Origin of the sequence: Lysinibacillus zambalensis, from assembly GCF_040183165.1 — a bacterium.
GTDB classification, from domain to species: domain Bacteria; phylum Bacillota; class Bacilli; order Bacillales_A; family Planococcaceae; genus Lysinibacillus; species Lysinibacillus zambalensis.
The window spans coordinates 104,309-119,148 of sequence record NZ_JBEGDG010000012.1; the positions used below are offsets into that span (position 1 = coordinate 104,309).

The 14,840-nt window shown below is 36.6% G+C and carries 10 protein-coding genes; 5 read left to right on the top strand and 5 right to left on the bottom strand.

The genetic code is table 11. The features are described 5' to 3' along the window. The first annotated feature begins 193 nt into the window (after positions 1-193). A complete protein-coding gene (locus ABNX05_RS16300; RefSeq protein ID WP_349660675.1) occupies positions 194-1,303 on the top strand; it encodes a hypothetical protein in 1,110 nt (369 codons plus the stop codon). 396 nt (positions 1,304-1,699) lie between these two features. On the opposite strand, the gene speB is transcribed toward ABNX05_RS16300, so the two are convergent. After that, positions 1,700-2,572, bottom strand: coding sequence for an agmatinase (speB, locus tag ABNX05_RS16305; protein ID WP_349660676.1), 873 nt, complete (start codon positions 2,570-2,572; stop codon positions 1,700-1,702). 402 nt (positions 2,573-2,974) lie between these two features. On the opposite strand from speB, the gene ABNX05_RS16310 reads away from it, so the two are divergent. Continuing rightward, a complete protein-coding gene (locus tag ABNX05_RS16310) occupies positions 2,975-5,032 on the top strand; it encodes a transglycosylase domain-containing protein (protein WP_349660677.1) in 2,058 nt (685 codons plus the stop codon). A gap of 349 nt (positions 5,033-5,381) precedes the next feature. Here the strand turns inward: ABNX05_RS16310 and ABNX05_RS16315 are convergent, their stop codons facing one another. Next, the gene (locus ABNX05_RS16315; RefSeq protein ID WP_349660678.1) at positions 5,382-5,897 is read right to left on the bottom strand and encodes a YwhD family protein; all 516 of its coding nucleotides are present in this window, start codon (positions 5,895-5,897) and stop codon (positions 5,382-5,384) included. A gap of 171 nt (positions 5,898-6,068) precedes the next feature. Here ABNX05_RS16315 and thmT point away from each other — a divergent pair, with 171 nt between their 5' ends. Continuing rightward, a complete protein-coding gene (gene thmT / locus ABNX05_RS16320) occupies positions 6,069-6,254 on the top strand; it encodes a 2-hydroxymuconate tautomerase (RefSeq protein WP_053484500.1) in 186 nt (61 codons plus the stop codon). A gap of 170 nt (positions 6,255-6,424) precedes the next feature. Then, positions 6,425-7,093, top strand: a complete 669-nt coding sequence (locus ABNX05_RS16325) for a class A sortase (protein ID WP_349660679.1) — start codon at positions 6,425-6,427, stop codon at positions 7,091-7,093. A gap of 51 nt (positions 7,094-7,144) precedes the next feature. Here ABNX05_RS16325 and ABNX05_RS16330 read toward each other — a convergent pair whose 3' ends face one another. Further along, complete coding sequence (locus ABNX05_RS16330) at positions 7,145-12,328, bottom strand: collagen binding domain-containing protein (RefSeq protein ID WP_349660680.1); 5,184 nt, start codon at positions 12,326-12,328, stop codon at positions 7,145-7,147. A gap of 502 nt (positions 12,329-12,830) precedes the next feature. Then, positions 12,831-14,204: an HD domain-containing protein gene (locus tag ABNX05_RS16335; protein ID WP_432760154.1), complete on the bottom strand. Its 1,374-nt coding sequence runs from the start codon at positions 14,202-14,204 to the stop codon at positions 12,831-12,833. 187 nt (positions 14,205-14,391) lie between these two features. Between ABNX05_RS16335 and ABNX05_RS16340 the strand changes: the two genes are divergently transcribed. Further along, positions 14,392-14,517, top strand: coding sequence for a hypothetical protein (locus tag ABNX05_RS16340; protein WP_349660682.1), 126 nt, complete (start codon positions 14,392-14,394; stop codon positions 14,515-14,517). 56 nt (positions 14,518-14,573) lie between these two features. Here ABNX05_RS16340 and ABNX05_RS16345 read toward each other — a convergent pair whose 3' ends face one another. Next, the gene (locus ABNX05_RS16345) at positions 14,574-14,798 is read right to left on the bottom strand and encodes a YuzB family protein (protein WP_049667962.1); all 225 of its coding nucleotides are present in this window, start codon (positions 14,796-14,798) and stop codon (positions 14,574-14,576) included. Positions 14,799-14,840: the final 42 nt, after the last annotated feature.

Sequence of the window (14,840 nt, forward strand, 5' to 3'; positions counted from 1 at the left end):
CTTCTTCCAGCACCACAATTGAAGAGAATTATTTCCTTAAGAAATGTATAGCCTCTTTTTTCGCCTTCTAATTAATTATCGATCTATACCTTCCGACTATTTTAAAATTTTTTTAACTATAACTAACTTTTTATAGTTGGTAAGACGTCCAATAATTAGTAATAAAATCATTTAAACAAAAGGAGAAATAATTATGAAAAAAACAACTAAAAAATCTTGGATGATTGTATCAGCACTAACAATAGGGATGGCTGTCTTCACGCCACATCAAGCTGAGGCTACAACAACAACAAACGAAATAACGGTTAAAGCTGAGCAACAAATTAAAGGATCTATTAAAAGCGTTTACGGAGATAGCATCGCAATTAAAGGGAAAGACGGCAAAAACTATTATATCGACCTTCAGAAATTTTCAGATAAGCAATTAGAAAAAATGAACTTAGTAGAAGGTCAGGAAATCTCTGTAGAAGGTAGCTTAGTACAAGATTATTCAGATTTCTATACGTTTGACACATATAAAAAAAGCTTACCTAAAGAAATAACAAAAGAAGACCTAGCAAAATTAGAAAAGTTATTTAATCAAACGAAGAAGTTAGAAAAAGAAGAGAAATATGATGAAGTAGAAAAAGTTAATCTTGAAATGGATAAAATCACAAAGCCGTATATTTTAGCTAGCTGGGTACCTATATCTTTTGAAGAGTTCATTGAAGAGTATGGATTTAGTGAAAAAAATATAATTATTCAAGAAAAAGATCAAAAACAACTGAAAGATATTTATAAACAGTGGATAAAACTAGAAAAATCCAATAAAGAAGAGGACGCACAAGAAAAATTTGATGAATTCCTGAAGGTCCTTCAACCTTACTTAGATGCTCTAAATCCACCGTTAACATTTGAAGAATACATCTCAGATTTGGAATTAGATATCCCGGCTGAGGCCATGCCAAAACTAAAAACTTTATACAATGATGCTAAAAAAGCTGATAAAGATAATAATGATCAATTATCTGACAAGCTATGGGGTGAATTCGATGAAATGATTAATCCTTATTTTAAGCCATTTAGCTTTGAAGATTACTTGTCTGACTTTGATTTCGAAATCAAGGCAAATGATCAAAAACAATTAAAAAAGCTTTATGAGGAAGCAACAGCTCTTGATAAAAAAGGTGACTATGAAAAATCTCAGGAAAAATGGGATGCTATCGACAAAATTTTAACTCCATACTATGAAGCAAATAAAGAAATACTAATCTCAGCTTCTAAAGTAACGATAAACGGTAAAGTTTATACTTCAAAACATTAATCTATATTTCGGGGTTATCCCAAAATCATTAAACAATGATTTTGGGATTAACCCCTTTCTTATCTTTATAGCCCTATACACTCATTGCGAGTATTTTTCTCGCCATATTATTTGGTTATTAACAGTCTGCGATTTTGCTGAGTCCCAAATTGCCCCACTAATCAACTAACCTTAAATTTCAGAGTTGGTGACAACTTTGCTCTAAGCAAAAAATTGGATTACGTATACACATGCTACGATTCTTATGAATAATGCTGTCCCTGTAAAAGCCATTACCGAATACGATTAGGAAATACTTCTGAAATGATTCAAGCGCAAACGGTATCTGTATTTATTTAGTCAGAGTTTAAAGGAAAATGGAGCTAGCTTAAAGCTACCCCCATTCCTATTCATTACTTATTTTACCCAGCCTAAAATCATTTCTCTCAATAACTTCGAAGCTGTATTTGCTGTCATTTCTGATGTGTCGTAGATTGGTGCTACTTCAACTAGGTCAAAGCCCACTACATTGACGTTACTTGCCGCAATCGCATGGATTGACGCTAGTAATTCTTTGGATGTAATGCCTCCGCAATCTACTGTTCCTGTACCTGGTGCATGTGCTGGATCAAGTACATCTATATCAATCGTAACGTAAACATTGCGACCTGCTAAAGACGGTAATACCTCTTTTAATGGCTCTAGCACTTCGAATTTTGAAATGTGCATGCCGTTTTCCTTCGCCCATTCGAATTCTTCTTTCATACCTGAACGAATACCAAATGAATATACATTTTTCGGTCCGATATGTTCAGCAATTTTGCGAATAGGTGTTGAGTGTGAAAGTGGCTCTCCTTCATACTCTTCACGTAAGTCTGTATGTGCATCGAAGTGGATAATTGCTAAGTCATCATATTTTGCTGAAACAGCTTTCATAACAGGCCACGATACTAAATGTTCGCCACCCATACCTACAGGGATTTTACCATCTGCTAAAAGCGTCTCGATATATTTTTCAATTTCATCTAACGAGCGCTGTGCGTTGCCGAATGGTAACGGAATATCACCCGCATCAAAATATTTCACTTCTTCTAACTCACGGTCTAAATATGGGCTGTATTCTTCTAGACCAATGGATACTTCACGAATACGCTGCGGGCCAAAACGTGAGCCCGGACGGTAACTAACTGTCCAGTCCATTGGCATACCATAAATGACCGCCTGAGCATCCTCATATGTAGGATGACTTTTTATAAAAACATTTCCTGAATAAGCTTCATCAAATCTCATTAATAGACCTCCACTTTTAGAAATTAATCCTATTATATTCATTTTCATCAGTTCATTACAAAATTGATTTCCGTTCCAATTGAGGGTGTCCAATCCCCCTCCAATCATTTTTCCACATGAAATCTATTTTATAACTTTTGATAATGAACCTCTTTAAGGGCTTACAGGAATGTAATGAAACCTCTATCCCTGTATCCTCGTATACATTATTGGAACGTCTAGCAGAATTCGATTAAAATCTACAATGTGCTATTCTTTTGTCGAATGCTAGCATTTCAAACAGTACAAAAAAAGTATAGATGTTTTTGAATAAAGTGCAATAGTTTTTACCAATAATTTCGATTAAATATGAATGTTCAAACACATACTATACGCAAGTGTGAGAAAACGAGGTGAAGTCGGATGAAGAGAAAAAGCTATCAACGTAAGCAAAAACGTTCAAAGCGTACACGTAAAGCACTTACCTATTTTGTTGCCTTTACATCCGCAATTGTAGTAGCATTTATAGCTTTACGCGTCTATGTTCAAGTGGCTGGTGCCCCGCCTTTAACCGTACCGAAAGCCTCTATTTTTTTAGATGAAAATGAGAACCAAATTGGGGATCACTTTGCGAATGAACGACGTTACTGGGTTAGTCTTGATGAGATGTCTCCCTATTTAAAGCAAGCAGTAGTAGCTGTTGAGGATAAAGATTTTTATAAGCATGGCGGTTTGGATTTTTCTCGTATCGCTGGTGCAATATTAGTTGATATTAAGGCTGGAAGTAAAGTTCAAGGAGCAAGTACAATTACACAACAATATGCTCGGAATCTATATCTTTCACATGAGAAATCGTGGACACGAAAATTAAATGAAGCACTGTATGCTTATAGATTAGAAGTTTTTTATGATAAAGATGAAATACTAGAAGGTTACTTAAATACTGTTTACTACGGCCACGGTATGTACGGCGTAGAAGCTGCAAGTCGATTTTATTATGGAAAATCTGCAAAAGACTTAACGCTTGCAGAAGCAGCAATGTTAACTGGGGTTCCAAAAGGGCCAAGTATTTACTCCCCTATTGCTAATTTAGAGAAGGCAACTAATCGCCAACACGTTATTTTAAAATTGATGACCGATCAAGGTGCTATTACGCAAGATGAAAGAACACGTGCAGAAAGTGAAAAGCTTGTCTTAAAGAATGATAGCTGGGTAGCCACAAAATCTGTAGCACCATTTTTCCTTGACGTAGCATGGCAAGAGGCTAGTGAAATTTTGAAATCAAAAAATCTCGACATTAGTGAGGGTGGCTGGACTATCCAAACAACGATTAATCTAGAACATCAGAAGGCAGCTGAAGAAGCTGTAGCTAAACATATGCCTGCTGATGATTTACAAACTGCTTTTGTTAGTATGAAATCCAATACTGGCTCCGTTACAGCATTAGTTGGAGGTCGTGACTATGCTGCAAGTTCTTTTAACAGAGTTACACAGGCAAAACGTCAGCCAGGCTCGACCATTAAACCTATTTTATATGCGGCAGCTTTAGAAAATGGTTATACACCATTAACATTATTAGATGTAGGTGAGACAACTTTCACTTATGATCATGGACGGGCCACATACTCACCTAAAAATGTTAACGGTCAATTTGCAAACCATGATATGACGATGGCACAAGCTATCGCTATTTCTGATAATATTTACGCTGTTAAAACTTTAGAGGAGATTGGCTTTAAACCATTTCACGAAATGGCTGATCGCTTCGACGTGACTATTGGTAAGAAGGACAATTTATCCATGGCACTTGGAACGACAGAAACAACATTATATGAAATGACGAATGCTTATAATATTTTAGCATCGCAAGGTAAAAAAACTACGCCTACTACTATTGTTTCTATTAAAAATGCTAACGGCGATACTATCTACGAAAATAAAGAAGTTAGTAAAGAAGACGAAACAGTTCTCTCAAAAGAAAATACGTATATCTTAACAGAGATGATGACAGGTATTTTCGATCCAGTCTTTAGTGATTATTCTCCCGCTACAGGGATTAGCATTCGCTCTCGTATGACGCATACGTATGCAGCAAAATCTGGCTCTACTAATAGCGACCAGTGGCTGATTGGATTTACACCTAGCTTAACCGCCGGTGTATGGAACGGCTATGACCAAGGAAAAAATCTAACGGAAAAAGAAGATACTGCTGCTACTAAGCAAATTTGGATCGACTTTATGGAGACTGTCAATAAAGGAACAAAGAACGAGGATTTCAAAAAACCGAAAGGCGTTAAAGGTGCGGTCATCGATATTGAATCAGGTAAATTAGCGACAAATGCCTGCCCTCAACAACGTCTCATCTATATGGATGCTAAAGATGTACCAACTGAAAAATGTTCTTCAAACTTTGATATTCTCGATACCGATACGTGGGGAGAGTTCTGGAATATGCTCCCATTCAACATTTTTAAAAATTAACGAATCATGCGGAACCTTTATTAGCAATAAGCGTTTTATTAGCGAAGGCTCTCGACAAAGTAACAGACATATACGAAAAAGAAAAGCTTCCTCTTCCCCGGAGCTGTGTCCGTGGGAACAGAAAGCTTTTCTTATTTATGGTTCGCGAAGTAGATGAGAATCATGGGGCATTTGGCTTGGGTTTGGGTTGTTCAAATGCCGCATAGCGCTCATCACATTCGCAGAACCAAGTGTCCTAGCTTACTAAAATGTAAGTTCTTTATCAAGTTTACTTGGTTTCAAACCCACTTTCAACCTTATATGAAAGCGATTATGAAATGTCACAGATTGTTCAATCATTGTAGGTCTATTAAACAAATAAACCTTGACGCAATTGCTCCTCACTACGAGCCCATAAGTCCGGATTTAGCTCACCTAGGAAAGAAGCTAACACCTTTTTAGACGGCGCATCCATATGCTCTACAATAATGTGACGCTTCATAGATTTATCCATTTTATTTACATGATCAGCTAAAACTTTATAGCCACGACGCTTTTCACGATTAACTACCATTTCACACGCAGTTACACCCGCATAGTAAGGTCCATCCGCTTTATGGTCGATTGTCACCCATACTAGCCAATACGCTTTCCCACCTTCTGAATCAGCGCGATCTGTCGTAAATTTAATACCTCGTTCCACATCACTGCGAGCATGCATAGCACCGATTTCAACTGATGCCGTCCCCTCTTCTATATCGATAATGACTGGCGATACGTTTTCAAGCGAAAGCGAACCGATACCAAATCCCTTATGTCCGTCTGTTGGATCATTTTTAATAATAGTAAAGCCCATTTTTTGTTTTGGTTTTTCTTCATTTGCCATACTTTAACTACCTCCATTCTGCTATTATAAAAGTAAAGCATTGTTTATGCGCATTAGCATCGTAATGAACGCTGCTAGCAATGTGCAAATGCCTACATATAAGTAAGAAGTTTATAGTATACTTTCTTATAAACTAACTATACAACATTATTCAATAAAGGAGGCAATATTATGCCATACGTAACAGTGAAAATGCTTGAAGGTCGTACAGAAGAACAAAAACGTGCACTCGTAAAAGAAGTAACAGAAGCCGTTTCTCGTACAGTGAATGCGCCACCAGAAAATGTAACAGTCTTCATCGAGGAAATGTCTAAAAACCACTACGGTGTTGCAGGCGTACGCTTCAGCGATAAATAAAGATTAGAACGGGTAGAGCACATAAAGCTCTACCCATTTTTAACGTATGGTAGCCTTCTAGTGCTTTGTAACGTTTAGAAGCTTGTTACAGGCGTTTTACGGTTCTAGATACGGAATAGGACCAACTCCCCCTTAACTCGTAATTTGAATACTAGGATGTGTTTTATGACATGAATAAATTTAAACTGCCACTACTCATTTGTATGCTTATCGTTGGTCTCTTACTTATTTTCATTAACCCCATTCAACATGCAATTATCTCCCATTTGAGTAAACAATTAAATACAACTGATTACAGCGCTGAGGAGATGGCCAAAAACAAAAATGCAGATGCAGATTTTGAATTTGAAGCCGTACAATCCCTTTCCATAGCGGAAGTCTTAAAAGCTCAGACAACCGCCAGTAAAATGCCTGTCATCGGTAGTATCGAAGTCCCTAGTGTGGATATGAAACTTCCTATCGTCAAAGGAGTTGGTAACGCTTCTCTTGCCGTTGGAGCAGGCACGATGAAGCCTACTCAAAAACTTGGACAAGGAAACTACGCATTAGCAGGTCATTATTTTGAGGAAAAAGATATTTTATTTGGCCCCTTATATAAAGCTAGCATAGGAGATACAATTTATTTAACGGATTTAACAAATATTTATGAGTACAAGATCACAACTAAGGAAATCATCTCTGCAACAGATGTTTATGTTATTGATGATATCCCTGATAAAACTCTTCTAACCCTCGTTACATGTGCTGATGAGGGTACGAAACGACTTGCCGTTCAAGCAGAATTTGTCGAGCAATATCCATTCGACAAAGCACCTGCAAAACTATCAGATACCTTCTAGTATAAGAAAAACCCCAAGATTTTTACGATCTTGGGGTTTTCTTATTGAAAATTATTTCACTTCTGTATTGCGACGACGCAATAAGAATAATGCACCTAGTACAAGCGCTACACCGATTAGTGTAAGAGCTGTTTGGTTTGCTCCATTTGTTTGTGGCAGTTTGCCTTGCGCATTTAACTGCGCTTCCATTTCTTTTGCATCTGCTTTGATTTTATCAATATCCAGATATTTATCTACTTCGGCCTGTTCCTCTTTAGATAACTTGTTGTATTTATCGAGGAAATCCTTATATTCATCTAATGTATCTTTATCCGCTGTAGAAGGCTTGTATGGCTTTAATTCTTTTCCTTGATCAATAACTTCTTCTACAGTTGGTTTTTCAGGTTTTGTTGGGTTTGTTGGATCTTTTGGATCTATTTCGTTACCTGAACCATCTGGATTTGTTGGATTAACTGGCTTCTCTGTCTCTGGTGTTGGTTTTGTTGGTTTTTCTGGATCAACCGGCTTTTCTGGATCCGGATCTGGGTCAACTGGTTTCCCTGGATCAACTGGTTTTCCTGGATCAGGATCTGGGTCAACTGGTTTCCCTGGATCAACTGGCTTTTCTGGATCAGGATCTGGACCTGGATCTGGGTTAGGCGTCCAGCCACCACCGTCGCCTCCACCACTTGTTGATTTAGGCTGTACTTCTGCAGAGCATGTATCTTTTACAGTAAATGAGCCAATTAAACTACTTCCCTCATATACATTGTACGTACCTTGTTTAATAGTTTTGTTTGGTAATAGAACCGTTCCTGCAATACTAGTTGTGAAAACTTCACTACCATCTTCACCTTTAACGATATTACCTTTAGCATCTTTTATTGTTATCTTTGCATTCACGTTAGGCGTTCCAAGTACCGTCTTTACTGTTAATGTAAATTCAGGACAAGCAGGTGCTGCTGATACTTCTGCTTCACATTTAACTGAATATTTAACAGTTATATACCCAATGAATAGATGACCTTGATATACACTATATTCACCTGAAGGAATGTCTTTAGATTGAATCGTAATTTGACCTAATTCATTTGTCGTTTTGCCTGTAGCAATAATTGCTCCTGTTGCTTTATCTTTAATTGTGATATTGCTAACATTAGGGCGTGGATTGCCATTTTCATCCTTCACCGTTAATGTGAATAGCTCACATTTTGGTGCTGGTTGAACCGTTTTTTCACATTCGATATTTGTTTCGAAAGTACCAATTTCTTCACCATTTACTTCAACTGTGTAAACACCTGGTTCTAAATCAGTTAATTCAATAACACCTGTTGTAGTTGTTGTGCTAATAATTTCATTTTTGTTAGCATCTTTAACAACGATTTTTGAAGTATCGTCAGTAATATTATTACCATCAACATCTTTAACTGTTAATTTAAATTCCTCGCATTTTGGTGCCTGTTTAACAATAAATTCATGCCCACAGTCTTCTGTATACGTTAAAGTTACTGTCCCCAAGAATTGGTTACCTTCATATACAGTATATTCGCCTGGCTTCACGCCATTATCAGAATTAGTTTTGTTTGATTCAAAAATAAACTTACCTGATGCATCAGTTGATGCCTTTACTTCTGTAGTACCTGATTTCAATGTTAACTCTTTAATATTTGTACGGATGTTTCCGTCTGTATCTTTAACCACGATTGTGAAGTTTTCGCACTTAGGTGCGGGTTGAATACTCGCGTTACAGTTTTCACTGTACTCTACAGTAATTGTTTTTAACGTCTCGCCATTATAAATAACTTCATACTGACCTGCTTTAACTTGTTCTGGAGTAAAAGTAACTTTACCGTTTTCAACAGTATGATTTTCTGATAATCCCGTCGCTTTACTTACTAATGTTACTGTTCCATCCACTAATTTACCGTCAATATCGTATACCGTTAATTCAAACAGTGAACATTTCAAAGGGCTTTCTGGTATGTTGGCGATTTCAACAATTTGTTTACCTTCAAAAGGACCTGATGTTGCTTTTTTATCTCGATTTAATGTAAAGATTACATCCGGATTTTCAAAGCCATCAACTTTTGTTTCTTTTAACGTATATTTACCCTCAGCTAATTTTAATCCGAAGTCTAATACACCGTTTTCATCTGTTTTAGCACTAATTAATGGTTTATTTCCTGTGTATTGGCTGTATAAAGTAAACTCAACATCTTTCATTACTTCGCCTGTTGCAGCATTCGTTTTTAAAATGACAAATGGCACTTTAACTGTTGATGCTTGGTTACCATAATTAAAATCAGCAATTGACCAGCTATCTTTTCCACTTGTTTGACTGCCACCTTGATAGCTTACTTCTACTTCATTTTCAGCATCAGAGCCTGATTCACCTGTAAATACTGTTTCGTATTCTATATAGTATGCTGCAGTCACATTCCCTAAATTAAGAGTGAATGTACCATTTTTCATATCTACATTTAATGTATACGCACTTGGATCTACAAGTGTCTTCTGTTCAGCTGGATTACTTGGAGTTGTTCCAGATAATGCAACTTTATATACTTTAAATGTAGCTTCTAAAATCAATTGTTCTGGGTTACCTTCAGCATCTTTACCTACTGTGTCGGTAATGACTACATTGTCTAATTTGGATTGTGCGTAGTTAAACTCAAAATTCCACTTAGCTACTGCAGAGCCACGATCAGCTTGATGACCCATTTTGTTTAAAATTTTATCTGTATGATTTACATCAACTGTTTTTGACCACGATGCATTCTCACCTTCATCGCTTGTTAATGTAGCTGTATTCGTAATACGTACTGGGTTCCCATGTGGGAATATGCCATCTTTATCTACTGATTCATATGTCACTTTATAAGGACTATCAATATTCCCTAGTTCAAGCTTAATTTCGTTCTTTTTATCTGAAGTATTTTGAATCTCTATTGTTTCTGTTCCTGTGAAAACACCACTTGCATTTAGTTCACCTTTTTGAACTACAATATTTCGAACTATTTGTGTATCTGGTAATTTATCCTCAAATACAGCATTTTTTAAAGAATTGTAGTTAAAGTTAAATTCAACATCCCAATAGAAGGTTTTTGTTTCGTAATTATAATGACCTTCTTTTTTACCATTTGTTTTTTGTTCATTTCGAATCTCTTGTTCTGCTGAAGCAGATGGAGAATTCGGTAAATTATTATTTGTCATTGTTACTTTATTATGATATTCAATTGCATTTGTTCCAGCATGTCGAATATCGTATTCTGTATCATACGTAATTTCGATAGGCTCATTTATCGCTTTGTTTAAAATAATTGTAAATCCGGTTTTTTTATCCTCATTAATGCTTAACGTGTAATCTGCTTTATTAACCAATTTATTACCTACTTTTACTTCTAAAGTATTTTCTATTAACTTTAGATTTTTATCTGTAAAAGTATCAACAAACTTCGTACCAGCAGCTAAATCATAGCCTGCTTGGTTCGCCACAATCTTCCATGACATCGTTTTATTTTGATAGTCAATGCCATTTGCAGATTTGTTTAGTAATAAATATTCTTTATAATAATAAGAAGTATCTTCTACCGATTCTGACATATCCGGGCGTGTTACTTCATTTTTTACCGCAAAACTCTCTGTTGGATACACGTTATCTTTTGGCTTTGTTACATATTTGATAACATATGGTTTTGTTACAGGAGCATTAAATATTAATTTAAAGCCGTTTCCATCTTTCTCCACTTTGTAAGAAATAGTGGCAGGAGTATTACCATCTGCCTCAAATACTTGTACCTCTCCAACTAACTCTTGAGTATCGGTCCAGATGTCCGTTAGTACGGCGTTTTCCTGTGAAATATTGCGGTTATTGAAGTTGTAATTAATCGTCCAATATGTTGCTAAGTCACTAGCAGTAGGACCTGTATGCGTTTTTGCTAATGGATCACCAAAGTTCACGTTTATTGGTGCAGTAGTGGATTTCCCATTATAAGTTGCCTTATTTTTAAAGATAGCATTTTTAACGTTACCTGGGTCACCAACTTCTGTTTGATACGTAATGCGGTAAGCAGTATATTTTTCATTCGGCAACGCAATTGTCATTTTGTTGTTATCGAAGATTGGAGTCACAATGACAGGGTCATTAGAGTCTGTTTTTGTGCCATTAGGTGATATATTTAACTTTGTAATTTTTACAGAATCTTGCTTAAAAGTATGCGCGCCTTCTAATGTATCAATAAAATCTGTAGTACCAGATTCTTTATTAACGCCTAAATCTGTATTAACTTCAACTTTCCAGTCAATAAACTTACTATTTTCCCCACCATTATCTGCTACACCTGATTTGGTAACAGGTTTATTGCTCGTTTTAGGTTGGAAGTTCAACTTGATGTTTTCAGTGCCTGGTAAACTAATTGTTTCTTCCCATTTCGTATTATCGCTTGCAAAGTTTGCTTGTACGCTAAAGTATGCACCCGGTTCAAGGGCTACACCAGCTCCTAAATCATCTCTTAATTCGTCGTTAAATGTAATGACAATATCATTTCCATTTTTTGAAATTGTACCGACCTCACCGTAAGCTGTTCCTTTCGGGAATGTGATATTTTCAAAAATAGCTGGTAAAGTGTACGTTAATGTTGTACCTGGACCATAATTATGTCCTGCTGCTAGTTCTAAATGAAATTTAAACTCTGCAGATTGTCCGTTAGTAACATTAATACTTTCATTTGAATTTACCTTTTTTCCATCCACAGTAAACTCAACATTTTTAATTACATCAACAGACATAATTGGCTCATACGATGGTGGTGTAGTTTCGTCATCCTTATCTTCTTTTGGATTTTCTCCTTCACCACTAACATTACCTTTTCCAGGTTCAGTTTGTGTTTCAGGTTGTGCACCTACATCCGTAGAACCAGTAATAGGACCATCACCTTTTTCAGGTCCAGTTGAGGTTTCTGGTAGTTCAACTACGCCCTCAGAACCAGTAATAGAACCCTCACCTTTTTCAGGTTCAGTTGAGGTTTCTGGTAGTTCAACTACTCCCGTGGTACCAGTACCCTTTTCTGGTTCAGTTGAAGTTTCAGGCGATTCACCTACGCTCGTGTTATCATTACTACCCACATCTCCAGATTCAACTGACTGTGCTAAAGATTGTGCTCCATCAATCGCAAACACCGAAATCGGTGAAAGGACTGTTTGGAATACTAGTAGCATTAAGATTACTGCTATGTTTAGTTTTTTAAATTTTTGCATGTTTCTCTCCTTTTTCTAAGTTCAGAGAGTTACCTGTTGGTATTTGCTGACGACGTTGCATCCTTTCGTCATGTCGAAAAGCATGCCGCAAACAATAGGTTGGTCCCTCTTTCCTTCTATTCAATGGTCGTCTATATGAATACACTCGAATAAGTACTCACGAATAGGCACTTACGATGACTTATGTATCTGCGATGTACAATTAGAATATATCCATGGTACTTTCGTGACACCCTTAATAATAGGTAACATCCATATTAGGGTTTTCGACTCATTCTAAACGATTATACTAAACAAATTCTAAACAATCTCAGACTTTCTATTTATAAAATTCTAAAAATTTCTATATAGTTTCCACTTTTTTCATCTTTATACAATGACAAAAAAACAGCGAAAATAACTCAATCAGAGTACTTTCGCTGTTTTTCACTATTAGTATGTTGGAATACTATATATTCCACTTTATTTAATATACACATTTTTATACAAAAAAATTTTTTTATTAATTTTTCCCCTTACCTTGCAGCAAGGCTATTATTTGTTTCTTCACAGCAGGATGGGTACTATTGTCCTCTAGGAAATCTAGCGGGAAGTATACTTTATGATCTCGTTTCATGCGACCAGAAATAGAATCAACAATAATAGATTCACGTGATAGCTCTCGTAGCTCTCCATTTTTCATTTCTAAGAAAATAGGAACACGGACTTCTTCTTCTCCTGGTCGATAAAAGTCATACGGTAAATCTGCTGTTGTATCATGGACAAGATAATATTCTGGATTTAAATCAGCTTGCTTGAAGAGCTCTTGTAGTTTTTGATATTTATCTAGCTCTACACCTGGATCTAAATCGATGTATTGAAATAGCTTTCTGTTAACAAAGCGGCGGCTTAAGTCACTTAATATAGCATCTTCTTCTTGCATCCAAAGTTGAAAATATGTAAAAAGAATACTCTCATCTAATGCAAGATAGTCATCTAACGTAATGGAGTTGCGGAAAAATGCAATAAAGTGTGTAGGCTCGTGCTTAAATTTATAGCCAGCTAAGCTTAGTTGCTTAGCTCGTTTTAAAATATTATTTAATACAACCTCTGCACTGCGAGATACTGGGTGGAAATAAATTTGTAAGTACATTTGATAGCGGCTCATTATATAATCCTCTACCGCATGCATGCCCGTTGCCTTGATAACGACCTGATTTTTCCGTGGACGCATTACTCTTAAGATACGCTCCATATCAAAATGACCGTAGCTTACGCCTGTGAAATAAGCATCACGCTGTAGGTAATCCATACGATCAGCGTCGATTTGACTCGATATTAAACTAACGACCTGCTTATTCGGATATGTTTTTTCAATGACCTGAGATACTTTCTCCGGGAAGTCCGCCGATACTTTTTTTAATACGGCATTCACTTCTGTATCACCGAGCAAAATTTGTCTTGTATAATATTCATGATCAAGCTCAAAAACATTTTCAAAGGCATGTGAAAATGGCCCATGCCCTAAATCGTGTAAAAGGGCTGCACAAAGCACAAGCAGGCGTTCATCCTCATCCCATTCCGGACGACCTGCAAATATATCATCTACTATGCGGCGTACAATTTCGTAAACGCCAAGTGAGTGACTAAAGCGACTATGCTCTGCTCCGTGGAATACTAAAAATGTTGTACCGAGCTGGCGAATTCGACGTAGTCGCTGAAATTCTTTCGTACCAACTAGATCCCAAATCACTTGATCCCGTACATGCACATAACGATGCACTGGATCCTTGAATACTTTTTCCTCTTGTAATTTAGCTTTTGCATATTGTGTCAATTGTACAGCACCCCCGTTTCCTATTTGTTCTATTATATGCGATAAATACAGGACTAGCATACATATTGCCTTTTAATTATAGAGACTATCAACCTAACTCACTGTATTCTCGTCTTATTTTAGGTTTCTATCGACCTAATTTCCAAAAGATGAGGTGACGTAACGTGAACCTTCCATCGTTTCGGCGGTTTTATCCGTCGCTTCGGCTCTTCCTTCCGTCGCTTTGCCGATTCTATCCGTCGCCCGCATGGCTTTCCGTCTCTCTAACTCTTCTTTCCGTCATTTTGATGATTCTATCCGTCGCTCTGGCGATTCTATCCGTCGCTCTAACTCTTACTTCCGTCACTTCATCGATTCTATCCATCGACAATAAAAATCCAAACAAAAACTATCTTCAACTAGACTAGTGAAGATAGCGTTTTGTTTTACTTATTTTTTTAACTTTGCTAAAACCTTTTCCATTAGTTCTTCTTCCGTTAATGCAGCAACAGGACGGCTATTTACAAAGGTAAATGTTTTTTTACGTCCTGGGCCACAATAAGAATGACAGCCAATTTCGATGGTTGCATCAGGATCGATTTCCTTTAATTTTGGAATTAACGTTTTTAAGTTAACGGCCTGACATTCATCGCAAACTTTAAATTCGTTTGCCATTTTGTCAACAACCCTTTCTATATAGTATTTTTTAATCAAAAA

Excerpts from the sequence above, each read along its gene's own strand:
- ABNX05_RS16330 (WP_349660680.1), bottom strand. The coding sequence starts at position 12,328 with ATGCAAAAATTTAAAAAACTAAACATAGCAGTAATCTTAATGCTACTA.
- ABNX05_RS16335 (WP_432760154.1), bottom strand. The coding sequence starts at position 14,204 with ATGCTAGTCCTGTATTTATCGCATATAATAGAACAAATAGGAAACGGG.
- ABNX05_RS16310 (WP_349660677.1), top strand. The coding sequence starts at position 2,975 with ATGAAGAGAAAAAGCTATCAACGTAAGCAAAAACGTTCAAAGCGTACA.
- speB (WP_349660676.1), bottom strand. The coding sequence starts at position 2,572 with ATGAGATTTGATGAAGCTTATTCAGGAAATGTTTTTATAAAAAGTCAT.
- thmT (WP_053484500.1), top strand. The coding sequence starts at position 6,069 with ATGCCATACGTAACAGTGAAAATGCTTGAAGGTCGTACAGAAGAACAA.
- ABNX05_RS16325 (WP_349660679.1), top strand. The coding sequence starts at position 6,425 with ATGAATAAATTTAAACTGCCACTACTCATTTGTATGCTTATCGTTGGT.
- ABNX05_RS16340 (WP_349660682.1), top strand. The coding sequence starts at position 14,392 with ATGGCTTTCCGTCTCTCTAACTCTTCTTTCCGTCATTTTGATGATTCT.
- ABNX05_RS16315 (WP_349660678.1), bottom strand. The coding sequence starts at position 5,897 with ATGGCAAATGAAGAAAAACCAAAACAAAAAATGGGCTTTACTATTATT.
- ABNX05_RS16345 (WP_049667962.1), bottom strand. The coding sequence starts at position 14,798 with ATGGCAAACGAATTTAAAGTTTGCGATGAATGTCAGGCCGTTAACTTA.
- ABNX05_RS16300 (WP_349660675.1), top strand. The coding sequence starts at position 194 with ATGAAAAAAACAACTAAAAAATCTTGGATGATTGTATCAGCACTAACA.